Below are 15,645 nucleotides of genomic sequence, written 5' to 3'. Positions count from 1 at the left end.
AGAACGTTGAATTTACAACGTTTTAGGCGGGGCTGTTGTTTATTAATACAGATCACAACAACTATCAAATGGATCCTTACTATTGTTACTGCTAGAGCATAATGTCCGCCAGTTGATGGCATACGTTGCCTATTGGAGACCAACTAGGTGCTCCACTATCTATCCTTCTTAAGCTTTGGAGCTGTTAATTTTGAGCTGACCATAGTTAAAATATCTGCAGTTTTTTGAATAAGCTTATCCGTAGTTTTCTGATCTATAATAAAGCCATCTTCGGAATAACATAGAAAAACAATTCTATTTACTAGATCAGCAACTTCAGGATCGACATTGAGGTCTTTATGTATAAGTAAAAGGAAATCATCAAAGATGATATCTTGGCTAGTTGGATTGGATTTATTTTCATAAACATATAGGGCTCGTGCTATGGATGTTAATGCCAAGTTGCAGAGTATAAGTGATGTTCTGAACTGATGGTTGTTTCTCATCAAATAAGCCAACTGCATATGATAGTGAGCTAATTCTCGATAATTCTTTATCCTGTAGCAAAAATCAGTTTCCATCTATTCACGTCCTTTGAAAGCAATAATGCTACACACCTTAATGATACATATAAATATTAAAAAAGTAAATGATATCTATATATCGGTGTTTACTATTGGAAATCTTGTCTACACTTTTGACTTAGAGAGGGTGTATGACGTGAAGGATAATGAAGTATTGAAGCTCGTAGGCGCTCGTATTCGATTGTTGCGGAAAGAAAGGGGCCTGTCCCAAGAAGCTTTGGGAGAAAAGGGTGGGTTTCATTTTTCATATATTGGCCAGGTGGAAAGAGGGGAGAAGAACATCTCTTTGCTCAATTTAGCCCAAATCGCCGAAGCACTTGAGGTTAATTTGATCCAGCTTTTTTCTTACGTTGAAGAGAAAACCGAGGTTACATCAACAGACAACAGTATTCAAGAGGTTGTTGGAATGCTTAGAGAAACTACTGATGAAAAGATAAGACTAGCTAAAAACGTATTGAAGGAATTATTAAAAGCGAACACTTAGGGATTGAGAAAGGACCTTCGAGGCTAAAGGAGTATTTATGAAAGAAATTATCGGGTTCATATTAATAATTATTGTTTTAGGCGTTATATCTGGCTTGTTGCAAGGTACCAAGAAGAAAAAACGTAGAGGCTCGAGCAAACAGAAACCAACAGAAATGAAGAAGACTTCAGCTTCATTCAATCGTTCCTCCACAACATGTAGGCCGGACGAAGTAATTCTTAAGTCACCACTGGATCAAATCAACGGTGCTGAGTTCGAACGACTATTATCGCTATATTTCCGGGATCAAGGATATACGGTAAAAGAAGTAGGGGTTGGCGGAAGAGATGGCGGTGTAGATTTGGTTATCATCGATAAACGAGGCGAGAAAACCGCTGTACAAGCCAAATGTTACGCCGATCATAATAAGGTACAAGTGATGACCGTCAGAGAACTGGTGGCTGCCAAGCGCAATCATGATTGCATCCTATCTTTACTCATTACTACCTCCGATCTTACGGCTGATGCGAGACGGGAAGCCGAACAGTTTAAAGTAGATTATTGGCATGGCGGACTTATAGAGAATAAACTCCATGCTTGGGGGAAATGGCAGCCGGGGAAAGGGAACAAGAAGCCTAAAAAAGCTACTCCAACTGGTTCAACTGTTAAAACCATAACTTGTGCCTGCGGTGCACCGATGGTGGCACGTAAGAACAAGGAGGGGAAGGCCTTTTGGGGGTGCAGCACCTATCCGGCTTGTAGAAAGACAAAAGCAATGTAATTAGACGAAAGGCTGCCATTTTGGCGGCCTTTTCCTATGTGTAGGTAAGATCAATAACTGAATTGAACTTTAGTGGTAAACCGTGTTACTCTGAGAAGCGGTACGCTCAAAATTTAGCTATAAAGAAAGGTAATACGATGATAAAGGTGGATCACTTATCCTTCTCGTTTCCGCAAAAAGAACTATATAAAGATATTTCCTTCACGCTCGAAGAAGGCCAACACTGCGCCTTTATCGGTACAAGCGGCAGTGGGAAAAGTACATTGATTGATATACTGATGGATCCGGAAAGATATTTGTTTGAGGGCAAGTTAGAGATAGACCCCAATTGCAGAATCGGGCATGTCAGTCAGTTCCCACAAGTAGACAAAGCTCAAGAAACAACCGTGTTTGAATATATAGGAGAAGAATTTATTAAGCTGCGAAATGAAATAGCATCGATTTGTACGGAAATGGAAACCTCATCGGAGTTGGACTCGCTGCTGGGAAAGTATCAATTGGCTTTAGACACGCTCCAATCTATGGGTGGCGATGATTTTGAAAGCAGCATTAATAAGCAGCTAAATCTAGCAAACCTCATGAAGCTGAAAGATCAAAGGGTATCCGATCTCAGTGGTGGAGAGCTCAAGCTTATTCAAGTGATGAAGGAAATGCTTAGTAGTCCGGATGTAATAATTATGGATGAGCCCGATGTATTTTTAGACTTTGAAAACCTCAATGCGCTTAAAAAACTCATTAATTCCCACAAGGGAATCATGCTGGTTGTTACGCACAACCGCTATCTATTGAATCATTGCTTCAATAAAATCATCCACCTCGAAAACAGGGAGCTCCAAGAGTTTGATGGGCGGTTTATCGATTATAACTTCTCGCTGCTTCAGACCAAGATCGAGCTGCAAGAAATTGCGGTCGCCGAAGCCGAAGAAATCGAGCGATACGATCACCTCATCGATAATCTTAGAGAGATCGCAACGAATGTTGCAGACCCGTCCAGAGGCCGAGCGTTAAAGGCCAGAGTCAAGTTTCAAGAAAGACTGGAAGCGCGTAGAATTAAAGCACCGTTTGTTGATATTAAGCAGCCGAATATTAGCTTTGGTATAGATCATGAAATGGAAGACACCATGGTTGTAAAGGTCAATCATTATAGCGTTGCCTTTGATGAATTGCTTTTACACGATGTTAACTTTGAAGTGAAATCTACAGATAAAGTAGCCATTATCGGCGCGAACGGTACCGGGAAAACGACTTTACTCCGAGAAATCTTCAACAATAATCATGATTCAATTGAAGTAAATGCCGATGTGAAAGTGGCTTATTTATCTCAACACCAAGGCGAAACACTAAAGGATTCGAATACCATACTGGATGAATTCATCGATGCCGGATTTAAAACTTATGATGAGATTAGTTCGTATCTTTCAGACTACGGCTTTGAAGGAGAAATCCTGAATCAAAAGATACAATCCTTATCCGGTGGAGAAAAGAACATGCTTCAAATCGCTAAAGTTTCTGCCAGTCAAGCAAACGTACTGCTGCTTGATGAACCGACAAGCCATTTAGACATCTATACCCAGATCGCACTGGAGAAAGCCATCCAAGACTACAAAGGTGCAATTCTTATGATTTCGCATGATTTTTATTCTGTTGTAAACGGTATGGATTATGTTTTACTCATTGAAGATAAGAAGATTAGAAGAATGAGTATGCGCAAATTCAGACAGATGATTTATGCCAGTCATTTTAATCGAGATTATTTAGAAATCGAGCAGAATAAAAAATCAGTTGAAATGAAAATAGAATTGGCTTTAAAAGAGACGAACTTTGAACTTACAAAAGGTTTGTTAGATGAGCTGGAAGATCTGATTAAGCTGCTTTAAAAGTGCCCTATCATTCAGCGCGGTCTGAGTATTACCTGGGAGCCTTTTCCACCTGTCTGAATGCCCGTTTCCTTACTTCCGACTTCCTTAAGTTCACTCAATAACTGCTCCAGCACTTTCCTGGCTGCTGCGCCCTCCTTCGCGCCGGAGGCCTTAACTACAAGCTGTACTGGCTTGCCGGAGCGCAGATGCTTATCCGCTTGCCGCAGCTTCGTGTCGTAATCATGCTGTTCGATATGAGCGGTGAAGCGCAGCTCCTTGACCTTTTCTTGTCTGCCGTTACCGCCAGCTTGCTGATTTTTACCTGATTTGCGTGCAATCACTGACCCTTTCTGTGCCGTTGCTTTCGCTTTGCCTTTAGCCATCAGGCTGCAGGGCGGGGGACTGCTCATCAGTGAGGTGCAGACCAGATCGACCTTTTTGGACCGGGCCATAGCCAGCGCCTCCTCTCTGGTGACAATGCCGATGGCCTCACCGTTCAGTCCGGTAAGCATTACCTCGGACGCTCTAATTTGTTCGTTCATTAAGACTGCCACTGTAACCCAACCTCCTGTTGTATAAATCCTCATATGGTTTATCATATACGGAAGCTGCTGGGGGTTCAAATGATGCCGAGAGTATTCAGGAGGAGATGAGAAGCTGATGAATATAAACGGAACCCTTAGTGAATTTATGGCTTGGGCTACACAGTAGCCTCCCCGAAACTTTTTTTATAAAGGGAAAAGTTCACAAATGACGAATGTAGTCATTACGACAATTCGAGGAGTGAACCCATTTTGCGTAAACTGATCAAACTTCAATTAATCACTGTACTTGCTTTCTTGCTAAGCATCGTTTCTATTTCATCCGCATTTGCAGAGACCTCCCTGATCTCAGACAAAAATTTGGAACAAGCGATTAGAGTCGAGCTAAAGAAGCTGACTGGCCCCATTACCAAAGAGAATCTACAAACCATGACGTCGCTCTATCTCAATGGTCCAGAGCAGAAAATTAGCAGTTTAAGCGGACTAGAGCATGCTGTTAATGTAGAGAGCCTGATGCTCCCGGATCTTGGAATTACCAATATTGAACCGCTTAAAAATCTGCATAAAGTCACCTTTCTAGCTCTGAATGACAATCAAATCACTCAAATTGAGCCGCTAAAAGAGTTATCCCAACTGGAGCAGCTCATTATCGATTCGAACAACATCGAGAAGCTTGATGCAATAGCGGGATTAACCCATTTAACGGACTTGTTAATCGGCCATAATCAGCTTAAGGATCTGTCACCGATCCAATCCTTAGTCAAACTGAATTGGCTGGACATAAGCAATAATCAAATCCCGTCTCTTGAACCTCTAAGAGATCACCCGGAACTGGAACATTTATATTTTGAGAATAATCAAGTCCAAGATATCAGCGTCTTAACAAGTCTTCCGAAGCTCAAAGAGGTTTCACTCAGCAATAACTCTCTGAATGGGAGTGCAGAGAAAATTCTGATTGAACTCGCTGCCAAAGGCGTCAAAGTGTTTAAAGATGAAGATGAACAACCGGTATCACCCTCAGATCCTGACGAAATCATGGTGCTGCTGAATGGGGAGATCGTTACATTCCAAGTCCCACCCATCAAGCAAAATGGATCTGTACTTGTTCCGTTCCGCGCTATTTTCGAAGCATTGGGATTGAAGGTTGACTGGGATTCAAAAACCCAAACGATCACGGGAAGTAAATCGGGTACGTCTATCAAGCTTAAAGTAGGTTCAACTACTGCTGAGATCAATGGCAAGCAGAAGAAACTGACAGTAGCCCCTTCTACCATCAAGGGCAGCACCTACGTTCCATTACGGTTTATCGGCGAAGCAGTGGATGCGAAGGTGAACTGGCTTTCTGAGATTCAAGCAGTCACAATTTATACGTTGGATTAGATCGCATGATCGTTTGGCTAATTATTTCTAATTTAGTGGAATCATATTGCGGCTTTAAGTAATACGCTGCAACTTCATACGATAACCCAGATATTCTCGATTCCTTATTTCATGAAGTATAAATCGGACTTTAGAATCAATTTCCTGGCCCAACTTGCATGAATCGTGCGGCGTTCTCTATAGTAGAGGGAACGACATACGAACGGAGTGGTAGGGAGAAATGGAGAGCGAACGCGTTAGAAACACGATGCGGGAACACGGATACTGTGTCGCCAGACGACGCATTGTCGTCGTTTGCCGTAGAGGCTTATAAAGTAGCCTATCAGGAGGGGGAGCTGCCGGCTCAGGTTATGATGGCAGACGTTACTCTGTTTAATCAGGAGACGACTACCGACATGGAGCGCACTCAGTTTTGGACAATGCCGGATGCGGAGGATGTTCTGCAGGAATGTCACTATATTGATTTTGATGGAGCCTGTAAAGGCAATTGAAAACTAGGAACACAAATAGCTAAACAGAATAGGAACGGAGTCGGCTAAATATAGCTGTCTCCGTTTTTTATTTACACAGAACCGCAGCTCGCAGACCGGGTACCGTATCATTCTGGTTCAGGGTCATCTTTAAAATTTTTCTTGTGAATACTTTCCGTCCCTGCATTTAATGCAGTCTTGTAATATGAGCATTTATGCTCGATCAGCTCCATGGTTTTCTTCAGTTCTTCCATTTGTGCCTCTACCGTTGCTTTTCGTTCCATGAACATGTCATATCTTTGCTGTAACGTGGAATCCCCCTCTGAGCACCAATCAATGAAGTTCTTAATCTCCTTAATGGGCATCCCGGTTGATTTTAGACATTCAACAATTTTTAAAGCTTCGATATCGGATTCCTTAAATATTCTCGTTCCGCTGGGAGCGCGTTCTACAAAAGGCATCAGCCCCTCTTTGTCATAGTAACGCAAGGTATATGCTGTCAGATTCAATGCTTGGGCGACTTCGCTGATCGAATAGGCTTTCATCATATGTCTTCCTTTCACTAGATATAAACCTCGAGCTAACTCTAAGTGTAAGGAAAGTGTATCACGGTGTTTGCCGAATATCAAAGTCAATATAAATTCCATTTGACCTAGAGTTAACTCTAAGGGATATGATGCTGAATAGGTCTATTTCTTTAGAAAAATTTATTAGGAGGTATTATTTTTATGATAACTGCAAAAGCAAGAGCTGTAGATGGTCCGGACAAATCGTTTCGAGTTGCTGAGATTAAAAGACGTGATCTTGATTCCCATGATGTTCTGATTGAAATTAAATATGCGGGCATATGCCATTCCGACATTCATACTGCTCATGGAGAATGGGGTCCGGTTAACTACCCGCTCGTGCCTGGACACGAGATTGCCGGGGTTGTTACGGATGTAGGCCCTAATGTATCAAAGTACAAGGTAGGTGACCGGGTAGGCGTAGGATGTATGGTTGGTTCCTGTGGCGAGTGTGAGAACTGCCGTAATGGAGAAGAACAATACTGTCTCAAAGGAAATATACCAACCTATGCGGGTGTGGATCAATACGGCGAGCCTACACAAGGGGGCTATTCTACTCACATTGTCGTAGAGGAAGATTTCGTACTGCGGATTCCGGATCATATTGAGCTTGACGTGGCAGCACCGTTGCTTTGCGCTGGCATTACGACCTATTCTCCGCTAAAGCATTGGGGAGCAGGTCCAGGTAAAAAAGTAGCCGTAGTAGGTATGGGCGGTCTCGGACATATGGCGGTAAAAATTGCACATGCTATGGGAGCAGAAGTTACCGTCCTGTCACAAACCTTGAATAAAAGGGAGGATGGCTTGCGCTTTGGTGCGGATCACTATTATGCAACAAATGATCCGGAGACATTTAACAAGCTTGCAGGCCACTTCGACTTAATCATAAATACAGTAAGCGCCAATATTGATATTAATGCTTATTTCTCACTGCTAACCCTTGATGGTACCCTGGTTATTGTGGGTGCACCCGGAGAGCCTTTATCGGTCCAGGTGTTCGCTCTTAGCAGTCGGAGACGTTCATTCGCAGCTTCGATGATTGGGGGCATCCGCCAGACGCAGGAAATGTTAGATTTCTGTGCCCAACACGACATTGTTCCTGAAATTGAAGTGATCTCGGCAGATCAAATTGATGAGGCTTATGAACGAGTGTTATCTTCTGATGTGAAATACAGATTCGTCATTGACATTAGTACCATGTGAGCTAGGAAGGATCAGGGATGAAATATATGGACATGCAGGAGTTTATCGACTTTTGTAAGAAGGGAAATCCGATTTCAGGCGAGGATAAAGAATTGCATGGCCTATTAACGCAATGTAGTTATGAAGCCCAGAGAATCACCATGAAGCTGAATACTTCTTATCATTCCAAGGAAGAAATTGTCGAGATTTTCAGTGAACTGACCGGAAGCCAGGTGGATTCGTCCTTTATGTGCTTCCCGCCCTTTTATACAGACTTCGGTAAGAATATTACCATTGGGAAAAATGTGTTTTTTAACACGGGGTGCTCCTTCCAGGATAGAGGCGGTATTACGGTGGGTGACGGTACAATGATTGGCATGAATGTCACCATCGCTACACTTAATCATGGATTACCTTTGGACACAAGAAATACAACCTTCTCCTCCCCGGTCGTCATCGGCAATAATGTGTGGATTGGGTCCAGCGCCACGATCCTGCCGGGTGTGACGATTGGAGATAACTCCGTTGTTGCGGCAGGAGCCGTCGTCACGAAGGATGTTCCTGAAAATACGGTTGTTGCAGGAGTTCCGGCAAAAGTTATAAATGACATTAGTAATCTTGACTTTAGAAACGGCATTCATTATAATTCCCAGTAACTTAAATATACTCAAAAGCTAAGAAGAGAAAGAGTACCTTGGTGATGTCTTTTTACAGAGAGCTCCGGTAGCTGAAAAGGGGTAAAGAATAGCTAAGGGAATATGGTCTCAGAGCTGCGCATCGAAACCTCATGTGGTTGTAGGCTGCGCCGGAACCCGCACCCGTTACTGTGCTAGGGTATACACGCGAACAGCGTCGTACCTGAAGAGGTGAATGCCGTGAGGCATTTGATGAAATTGGGTGGTACCGCGTGAGCACAACTCTCGTCCCTTTGGGATGAGGGTTTTTTTGTGTGCAAAAATAAGGAGGGAATCTAATGGCAAAGGTATTTATTGGCGGAGCATGGCCGTATGCTAACGGTTCATTGCATCTGGGACGATTGGCAAGTTTATTACCGGGGGATGTAGTGGCGCGTTATTTTCGTGCAAAGGGGGATGAAGTTCTATATGTGTCGGGCAGCGACTGTCATGGAACCCCTGTAACGGTTCAAGCGATTCAGGAGGGGGTCGCGCCAAGTGATATCGCGGATCGATATCATCAGGAATTTGTAGAGTGTCTTGATCGTATGGGCTTCACCTATGATTTGTACACCCGCACCGATCGGGAATTTCATCATCAGGTCGTCCAAGATTTGTTTTTGAAGCTTCTGGAAAATGGTCATCTATATAAAAAGACTGTTCTGCAGACGTATTGTGAGACCGATCAAAGATTCTTACCGGATCGATACGTTGAAGGGAATTGCCCTGTTTGCGGTCATCGTGCCCGAGGGGATCAATGTGATTTTTGTTCAACCATGCTCGATCCGGCGGATTTGTCAGAAAAGACATGCAAAATTTGTGGGAATCCTCCTATCGAGCGGCCAACGGAGCACTTTTACCTTGCACTGTCTCAATTCCAGACTGCACTGACAGAATACGCAGAAAAGGCTCATGGATGGAAAGAGAATGCAGTCCATTTGACGCGGAGATACTTGGACGAGGGGCTTCAGGATCGTGCGGCGACTAGAGATTTAACGTGGGGTGTAGACGTCCCGGTTGAAGGATTCAACGAGAAGAAGGTCTACGTCTGGGTTGAAGCTGTCAGCGGCTACCTGTCCGCAAGCAAACAATGGGCAAGTCAGACGGGAAGCAGTTGGGAATCGTTTTGGCTGGACGAAGAGAAGGATCTAACCGCTTACTATGTTCATGGAAAGGACAACATTCCTTTTCACACCCTGATTTGGCCTGCTGTGCTCTTGGGAGTAGGAGGGCTGCATTTGCCGGATCGGATTATCTCATGTGAGTACATGACACTAGAAGGAAAAAAGTTCTCGACAAGCCGTAACTGGGCCGTCTGGGTGCCTGACATTCTGAAAAGGTATCAACCGGATTCCATTCGCTACTTCCTGATTGCAAATGGGCCAGAGAAGCGTGACACTGATTTTTCATGGAGGGAATTCATTCACAGTCACAATGGGGAGCTGCTTGGTGCATTCGGAAATTTTGTCAATCGAACGTTAGCCTTTATCGGCAAAGCCTTTGGAGGACGTATTCCTTCAGGAGAACTTAGTGAGGAATGGACAAGGGCAACTGAAGATTTGTATCGGGATGCCGGGGTCCTAATTGAAGATGGTCGTCTAAAAGAAGCCATTGAGTTGATCTTCACCTACGTTCGTCAAGCAAACAAATATTTCGATGAACAAAAGCCATGGGTGCAAATCAAGGAAGATCGAGAAGCGTGTGGACGCACACTATATTCATGTGTTCAGCTGATAGCCAATCTTGCTAATTTGCTTGAGCCCTTCATTCCCTTCTCTTGTGAGAAAATAAGAACCTTCCTTACGCTTGAAAAACCGAGCTGGCAGTTGACCTTTGTTCCGGCTGACTTACAGGTTCAAAAGCTAGAGCTTTTGTTCGAGCGCATTGACGTAAGTCGGATTGAAGAAGAGCTGAGTTTGTTGGAGAAGCAATAATTACCGTTACAGATAACGTACTGAGCCGTATTCTAAATAAGGCAAGCTTCTCAGACAAAACAAAGCATCCGCGGACAGGAATCTATTCGACGTATATACCTTTTCCTATAGCAAAAATTGAATATTTTGCGTAAAGGCGCCCGCGGGGCGCCTTTGGATTGTGTCTACGCATTATTCATAGCATTCATGAAGCCAATCACAAACGAGATAACAAAAGCAAATACATTGAGAGCCGTCGCGACGATTCCGCATACCAATCCTGCAATTGCCATACCGCGTCCTCGCACCTGTCCTCGCTTGATTTCTTTAAACGATAAAGACGATAACACAATCGCAACGATACCGCTGAAGAAGCCAATGATTCCAAGGAATATGATTGCTCCTCCTAACGGTAAAGTAATTAAGGATACGATACCTAGTATTAAAGAGGTAATTGCTTTGCCGCTCGTCTTCTCCTGTGCCGGAACGTAAGATTGATTTGGCGGAGAAAATCCGTATTGCGGGTCTTTGTAATTGTTATCCAAGGAATACCCTCCTATTAATGAGTCATTATTTCCATTATACTTCCCGCAGTAAGTTACTGTAAGACTCTCCCGTAAATTAATAATTCTTACCGAACCGGATACAACTCCCCCTTCACCGGCATATTCCGGATTGTTTTGTGTGACACTAACCGAAACATGAAGAATAGGGGCCGATGAAGTAATGAATGAATATCAACCGGGACAGATTGTGTACGTAATCATTCGCAACCCGCATGTTCAGGGAGTCGCGAATGTTCAGGAAGCTGCTGTAGTGAATGATCCTAATTCGCCGGGGAATATTGCGCTGTTTATATATGAGACGTATTATCCATTGAACGATGAGGTCGCGGTGTACCCGACAGCAAGCGAGGCCGAGCACGCTTATACAGAGGCATTCGGTGTATCCGACATGGGAGCATTTTATGGTTAAGCCATTTGTGCCTCAACTCGTATACGTAGAGCCAAGTGCATTGGAGTATCCGCTGGGACAAGAATTAGCATCCAAGTTTGATAAAATGGGGATCGAAATTCGCGAGACAACCTCGCATAACCAAATCCGAAACCTGCCCGGAGACAATGATTTTCAAAAATACAGAATGGCGAAGTCAACTCTAGTCGTCGGGGTTAGGAAAACCTTGAAATTCGACACTTCAAAGCCTTCCGCTGAGTTCGCTATTCCGTTTGCAACAGGGTGCATGGGCCATTGTCATTATTGCTACTTACAAACGACGATGGGAAGCAAGCCGTACATCCGGACTTATGTCAATATTGACGATATCTTTGAGGCTGCGGACCAATATATGAAAGAACGAGCTCCCGAGATAACGAGGTTTGAAGCATCATGTACATCGGATATAGCCGGTATTGATCACTTGACCCATACGCTCAAGAAGGCGATTGAGTATTTTGGAGAGTCCGAGCTGGGGCAATTACGCTTTGTAACGAAGTTTGCTCATATTGATCATTTACTTGACGCCAAGCATAATGGGCGGACTCGCTTTCGATTTAGTATGAATGACGATTATATTATTAAGAACTTTGAACCGGGTACATCCAGGCAGGCGGAGAGGATCGAAGCCGCGAGGAAAGTTGGGGAGGCAGGATATCCGTTAGGCTTCATTATTGCCCCTATCTATTTGCATGACGGATGGAAAGAGGGCTATAAGGAGATGTTCGAGAAATTAGAATCCGCACTTCCCTCTTCTTCCACTAAAGATTTGACCTTCGAGCTGATTCAGCATCGCTTTACCAAGCCCGCGAAGAATGTCATAGAGAAGAATTATCCGATGACGAAGCTGGAGCTTGATGAGACCAAGAGGAAGTGGAAGTGGGGGCGTTATGGGATTGGAAAATACGTGTACACAGATCAAGAGCAAGAGGATATTAAGGATACGTTGGGCAGGTACATCCAAACCTATTTCCCGCATGCAAAAATGGAGTATTTTACGTAGGAATTGAGGTTGTAGTAAGGAAATTGAATAAAGATGCACTAAAATAAGAAAGGCACCTGATGAGGTGCCTTTTGATTTTGCACGAATTGGCCGGGCACAAATGTGTATCTAATGTGAGAACTACAAGCAGTGTGTATGCAAAATATTACGGAAATAAATTACAAACTATTTATAAAATACTTAGGAATGGATAGGAAGTAAACATGAAAGGTGATTTTCTTCTATGAATGACGACAGGCGAATCTATTTATCCAAGGCGAGAATGTTGACTCTTAACTATTTACTGCTTGCACTGGTTGTCGTACTTGTGGCTTGCGACAGCTCCTCTGTGAGTAAGACAGCAAATGAGACTGGACAGCCGATCAAGGAAACTACTGTGGTGACACAGGCATCCAGCCATATTTATCTGTACGGTGAAATCCATGCCGAAGCTAAGATTATGGATAAAGAATTTGAATTGTGGTCTGATTATTATCAGAATAAAGGCATGAGACATTTGTTCGTCGAGCATCCCTATTATACTGCCGAATATTTGAACCTATGGATGCAAGCGGACAATGATGATATTTTGGAGGCCATTTATAAGGACTGGGAGGGGACGGCTGCTCATACTCCACATACCAAGACGTTCTTCAAAAAAATAAAAAATGAATGCCCAGAGACTATTTTTCACGGGACAGATGTCGGACATCAATACAATAGTATTGGAAATCGCTTCTTGTCTTATCTTGAAGCAAACGATCTGACTGATTCGGAGCAATATACTTTAACTACTGAAGCGATTCAGCAAGGTCGATATTATTACAACACAAATAATGACGTTTACAGAGAAAATAAAATGACTGAAAACTTTATCCGTGCACTTGAGAGGCTGGGCAGTGAGGATGTCATGGGTATTTACGGCGTAGCCCATACCGGGCTTGACGAGATGGATTATCATACCCAATCCGTCCCTTGCATGGCTAATCAACTACAAGAGCATTATGGAGACAACCTTTATTCTGAGGATTTAAGCTGGGTTCTTATAGATATTGAGCCCTTAAGGGTCGATTACATTACCTTGCGGGGGAAGAAATATGAAGCCTCTTATTTTGGAAAACAGGATTTGTCCGGATTCAAGGATTATGCTTATCGGGAATATTGGCGATTAGAGGGCGCTTACGAGGATCTCAAGGATCTGATATTGACGGAAAATGTTCTTCCTTATAACAACTACCCGATGTTGATCGAAATCGGACAGGCTTTTGAGATTAAGTACACCAAAGTAGACAATTCAATAGAAATCGAACACTATCTGTCTACCGGGAAGGTTTGGGAGGGCATGGATTCAACTCAACAAATCATAGTAGAGTGATATTGTAAATGAGAACGATATAGTGTATCGGGAGCATCCTACCATAAATAACGGCGAAAAAAAGGGAGTGTGCGAACACTCCCTTTGAGCTAGCCTTGTCTGTTATCAATATCTAGTAACTTGATATGTAAACTATAGAAACCATATAAACCACTTAATTTGCTGTCTTATTGATAAAATCAATCTCATTTCTGATTCCTTTGTGGGCGTCATTCCACAGGCCCTTTGTCAGGCGTATGCGCAGCAGGCATGTATTAGGGTCTTCGTCGTTATTGGCTTCGTAATACCATGCGGCGAATATTTTGCGCAGCTTCGTCATCATCTCCGCGTTTTTCTCGTCACACACCCAGCCCAGGTTTTCACCGATACCATCGGCCGTAAAGTTTTCGACGATGATACAAACGGCGACTTCGGGGTTTTGGGCGATCTGCTGCATCTTGTTTGAGGTCGCGTAGGTGACGGTGTAGAATGCGCCGTCCTCATAATAGGCGTCCACAATGCGGGCGGCGGGACGGCTTTTGCCATCGGCCCCCGGTTCCAGCGCGATGGTGGACAGAGTGATCAGACCGTCCTTGTTGCCCACTTGATCTTCCAGCAGCTTCATGGCTTCGTCGTACTTGCTCACTTTATTACCTCCCAAAGTGGAATAAGACATACATTATCAAGCTTATCATTGTAAAGTCATGTTGCATGTGAAGAATAGTACGCTAAAAAAGCGGGGCGTTATTCGCGGAGGCTCATCGTTGGCTGCTGGGGCTGCCGGGATGAGACGAGACTGGCATGCCGGAGGCTGCTAGTACAGGCAATTTTCATTCAACTATTCGATGGAACTCCCATGTTGCTTTGCTCCTTGAGAATGAATTGGCGCCGTTTGTTCCCGATGAAATAAACGATTCTGTATGTGATTTCCGCCAGCACGATGCCGCCGACGACGTCAACAAGCGCATGTTGTTTGATAAACACGGTAGAAGCAATAATGGACCAGAAAAAAGCGGAAAGCACAACGCGCAGACCAACAGGAAATAGCTTGTGACGGTTCATTGTGATGAGCAGTAAATAGCTGGTTAAGCAGTGGATGCTCGGAAAGCAGTTGACCGGGTTGTCATTGTTGTAAATAAATTGTACAAGCCACGTAAAGAGGTCATTGCCCGATATTTCGGGACGAGGCATGGAAGTTGGAAACACTATAAATATGATATTGGAGACCGTTATGGCTGCATTATATACAATGATTGTTCGCCAGTACAAAGCACGGTCAGTTAGTCCCATATAGATAAAAGCAATGTAAAGTACAGGCATCCATGCCACATAAGAAATGACGAACCAGGACATATAAGGAATACGGTCGTCAATCCAGGTATTTACGGGTATGGGTACGGCTGCGCTATTCTGACCCAAGTGCGCAGCTATGAGCATGTAGATCAATCCTTGTGCGGCGATCGACAAAACAGCGATCAAATGACGGTATTTTTTTAGGAATAGAATCATGTAGTCCTCCTTAACTGTTGTATGACCTACTCTATATTAGGATAAATCTGGCCGGAGGACACTGGACCTTAGTCGTAATCAACGTTTTCTTGGAGCCTGTAAAGGCAAGCAAACCAGGATATAAATAGCTAAACTGACATACAAACGGAGTGAGCTGGTTATGGCTGACTCCGTTTAAATTTATATACAACCTTTGCGATCATCTGATTTGTAAGATCGTGCAAAATAAGAAAGCGTTAACAAGTTCAAAAAATAACCGTTGACTTTCCAAAAAGAAATGTAATAATAAAGTTAGCAAAAATTTGCCGCAAATAAATTGATTAAGATACGCAAATTTCTCATTGTATGGAAGGTGGTTTTCTATAACATGGAAATTGCGTTGATCCTTGGAAATCAGTGAATTTAGTAAATGGA

Annotated in this window: 17 protein-coding genes and 1 other annotated feature; of the genes, 11 read left to right on the top strand and 6 right to left on the bottom strand. The window is 43.4% G+C overall.

Annotated elements, in window-relative coordinates; all coding sequences use genetic code 11:
- Nucleotides 1-155 precede the first annotated feature (155 nt).
- Entirely contained in the window at nucleotides 156-560 is a 405-nt protein-coding gene (locus KQJ23_RS17705) for a hypothetical protein (protein WP_216480248.1), read from the bottom strand.
- Between the two features lie 139 nt (nucleotides 561-699).
- On the opposite strand from KQJ23_RS17705, the gene KQJ23_RS17700 reads away from it, so the two are divergent.
- The 3 genes from KQJ23_RS17700 to KQJ23_RS17690 all read left to right on the top strand — a co-directional run bounded on the left by KQJ23_RS17700 (nucleotide 700) and on the right by KQJ23_RS17690 (nucleotide 3,684).
- Nucleotides 700-1,047 carry a helix-turn-helix domain-containing protein gene (locus tag KQJ23_RS17700; RefSeq protein WP_216480247.1) on the top strand — a complete coding sequence of 116 codons (348 nt, stop codon included), beginning with the start codon at nucleotides 700-702 and terminating at the stop codon, nucleotides 1,045-1,047.
- Between the two features lie 37 nt (nucleotides 1,048-1,084).
- Nucleotides 1,085-1,807, top strand: a complete 723-nt coding sequence (locus KQJ23_RS17695; protein WP_216480246.1) for a restriction endonuclease — start codon at nucleotides 1,085-1,087, stop codon at nucleotides 1,805-1,807.
- Nucleotides 1,808-1,944: 137 nt separating this feature from the next.
- A complete protein-coding gene (locus KQJ23_RS17690; protein ID WP_216480245.1) occupies nucleotides 1,945-3,684 on the top strand; it encodes an ABC-F family ATP-binding cassette domain-containing protein in 1,740 nt (579 codons plus the stop codon).
- A 14-nt stretch (nucleotides 3,685-3,698) separates the two neighbouring features.
- Here KQJ23_RS17690 and infC read toward each other — a convergent pair whose 3' ends face one another.
- On the bottom strand, nucleotides 3,699-4,220 hold the full coding sequence (infC, locus tag KQJ23_RS17685) for a translation initiation factor IF-3 (protein WP_216480244.1): 522 nt from the start codon (nucleotides 4,218-4,220) through the stop codon (nucleotides 3,699-3,701).
- 240 nt (nucleotides 4,221-4,460) lie between these two features.
- Here infC and KQJ23_RS17680 point away from each other — a divergent pair, with 240 nt between their 5' ends.
- Both KQJ23_RS17680 and KQJ23_RS17675 read left to right on the top strand, forming a co-directional pair.
- A complete protein-coding gene (locus KQJ23_RS17680; RefSeq protein WP_216480243.1) occupies nucleotides 4,461-5,588 on the top strand; it encodes a stalk domain-containing protein in 1,128 nt (375 codons plus the stop codon).
- 266 nt (nucleotides 5,589-5,854) lie between these two features.
- Nucleotides 5,855-6,079 (top strand): hypothetical protein, encoded by a 225-nt coding sequence (locus KQJ23_RS17675; protein ID WP_216480242.1) that lies wholly within the window; start codon nucleotides 5,855-5,857, stop codon nucleotides 6,077-6,079.
- 107 nt (nucleotides 6,080-6,186) lie between these two features.
- On the opposite strand, the gene KQJ23_RS17670 is transcribed toward KQJ23_RS17675, so the two are convergent.
- Nucleotides 6,187-6,603 (bottom strand): MerR family transcriptional regulator, encoded by a 417-nt coding sequence (locus KQJ23_RS17670; RefSeq protein ID WP_216480241.1) that lies wholly within the window; start codon nucleotides 6,601-6,603, stop codon nucleotides 6,187-6,189.
- 183 nt (nucleotides 6,604-6,786) lie between these two features.
- Between KQJ23_RS17670 and KQJ23_RS17665 the strand changes: the two genes are divergently transcribed.
- From KQJ23_RS17665 to metG, 3 genes are all read left to right on the top strand, one after another.
- On the top strand, nucleotides 6,787-7,827 hold the full coding sequence (locus KQJ23_RS17665; RefSeq protein WP_216480240.1) for an NAD(P)-dependent alcohol dehydrogenase: 1,041 nt from the start codon (nucleotides 6,787-6,789) through the stop codon (nucleotides 7,825-7,827).
- 26 nt (nucleotides 7,828-7,853) lie between these two features.
- On the top strand, nucleotides 7,854-8,462 hold the full coding sequence (locus tag KQJ23_RS17660) for a sugar O-acetyltransferase (RefSeq protein ID WP_216480314.1): 609 nt from the start codon (nucleotides 7,854-7,856) through the stop codon (nucleotides 8,460-8,462).
- Between the two features lie 11 nt (nucleotides 8,463-8,473).
- Nucleotides 8,474-8,737 (top strand) — a binding site (T-box leader).
- Nucleotides 8,738-8,779: 42 nt separating this feature from the next.
- Nucleotides 8,780-10,414, top strand: a complete 1,635-nt coding sequence (gene metG / locus KQJ23_RS17655) for a methionine--tRNA ligase (RefSeq protein ID WP_216480239.1) — start codon at nucleotides 8,780-8,782, stop codon at nucleotides 10,412-10,414.
- Nucleotides 10,415-10,578: 164 nt separating this feature from the next.
- On the opposite strand, the gene KQJ23_RS17650 is transcribed toward metG, so the two are convergent.
- On the bottom strand, nucleotides 10,579-10,938 hold the full coding sequence (locus tag KQJ23_RS17650) for a DUF4190 domain-containing protein (protein WP_216480238.1): 360 nt from the start codon (nucleotides 10,936-10,938) through the stop codon (nucleotides 10,579-10,581).
- Between the two features lie 181 nt (nucleotides 10,939-11,119).
- On the opposite strand from KQJ23_RS17650, the gene KQJ23_RS17645 reads away from it, so the two are divergent.
- The 3 genes from KQJ23_RS17645 (at nucleotide 11,120) to KQJ23_RS17635 (ending at nucleotide 13,743) form a co-directional block, all read left to right on the top strand.
- Nucleotides 11,120-11,368, top strand: coding sequence for a transcriptional regulator SplA domain-containing protein (locus KQJ23_RS17645; protein ID WP_216480237.1), 249 nt, complete (start codon nucleotides 11,120-11,122; stop codon nucleotides 11,366-11,368).
- A complete protein-coding gene (gene splB, locus KQJ23_RS17640) occupies nucleotides 11,361-12,389 on the top strand; it encodes a spore photoproduct lyase (RefSeq protein WP_216480236.1) in 1,029 nt (342 codons plus the stop codon). The genes KQJ23_RS17645 and splB overlap by 8 nt, the downstream gene beginning before the upstream one ends.
- 223 nt (nucleotides 12,390-12,612) lie before the next feature.
- Nucleotides 12,613-13,743: a hypothetical protein gene (locus KQJ23_RS17635; protein ID WP_216480235.1), complete on the top strand. Its 1,131-nt coding sequence runs from the start codon at nucleotides 12,613-12,615 to the stop codon at nucleotides 13,741-13,743.
- Nucleotides 13,744-13,897: 154 nt separating this feature from the next.
- On the opposite strand, the gene KQJ23_RS17630 is transcribed toward KQJ23_RS17635, so the two are convergent.
- Nucleotides 13,898-14,368 (bottom strand): pyridoxamine 5'-phosphate oxidase family protein, encoded by a 471-nt coding sequence (locus KQJ23_RS17630; RefSeq protein ID WP_216480234.1) that lies wholly within the window; start codon nucleotides 14,366-14,368, stop codon nucleotides 13,898-13,900.
- A gap of 188 nt (nucleotides 14,369-14,556) precedes the next feature.
- Nucleotides 14,557-15,231 (bottom strand): phosphatase PAP2 family protein, encoded by a 675-nt coding sequence (locus KQJ23_RS17625; protein WP_216480233.1) that lies wholly within the window; start codon nucleotides 15,229-15,231, stop codon nucleotides 14,557-14,559.
- Nucleotides 15,232-15,645: the final 414 nt, after the last annotated feature.

Source organism: Paenibacillus brevis (assembly GCF_018919145.1).
In the GTDB taxonomy this organism is placed as follows: Bacteria; Bacillota; Bacilli; order Paenibacillales; family Paenibacillaceae; genus Fontibacillus; species Fontibacillus brevis.
This window is presented reverse-complemented; position numbering and strand designations above follow the sequence as displayed.

What these genes read in the sequence shown, in the direction of transcription:
- KQJ23_RS17695 (WP_216480246.1), top strand. Translation starts at nt 1,085, where the DNA reads ATGAAAGAAATTATCGGGTTCATATTAATAATTATTGTTTTAGGCGTT.
- KQJ23_RS17690 (WP_216480245.1), top strand. Translation starts at nt 1,945, where the DNA reads ATGATAAAGGTGGATCACTTATCCTTCTCGTTTCCGCAAAAAGAACTA.
- KQJ23_RS17625 (WP_216480233.1), bottom strand. Translation starts at nt 15,231, where the DNA reads ATGATTCTATTCCTAAAAAAATACCGTCATTTGATCGCTGTTTTGTCG.
- KQJ23_RS17670 (WP_216480241.1), bottom strand. Translation starts at nt 6,603, where the DNA reads ATGAAAGCCTATTCGATCAGCGAAGTCGCCCAAGCATTGAATCTGACA.
- splB (WP_216480236.1), top strand. Translation starts at nt 11,361, where the DNA reads ATGGTTAAGCCATTTGTGCCTCAACTCGTATACGTAGAGCCAAGTGCA.
- KQJ23_RS17645 (WP_216480237.1), top strand. Translation starts at nt 11,120, where the DNA reads ATGAATGAATATCAACCGGGACAGATTGTGTACGTAATCATTCGCAAC.
- KQJ23_RS17660 (WP_216480314.1), top strand. Translation starts at nt 7,854, where the DNA reads ATGGACATGCAGGAGTTTATCGACTTTTGTAAGAAGGGAAATCCGATT.
- KQJ23_RS17635 (WP_216480235.1), top strand. Translation starts at nt 12,613, where the DNA reads ATGAATGACGACAGGCGAATCTATTTATCCAAGGCGAGAATGTTGACT.
- metG (WP_216480239.1), top strand. Translation starts at nt 8,780, where the DNA reads ATGGCAAAGGTATTTATTGGCGGAGCATGGCCGTATGCTAACGGTTCA.
- KQJ23_RS17665 (WP_216480240.1), top strand. Translation starts at nt 6,787, where the DNA reads ATGATAACTGCAAAAGCAAGAGCTGTAGATGGTCCGGACAAATCGTTT.
- KQJ23_RS17705 (WP_216480248.1), bottom strand. Translation starts at nt 560, where the DNA reads ATGGAAACTGATTTTTGCTACAGGATAAAGAATTATCGAGAATTAGCT.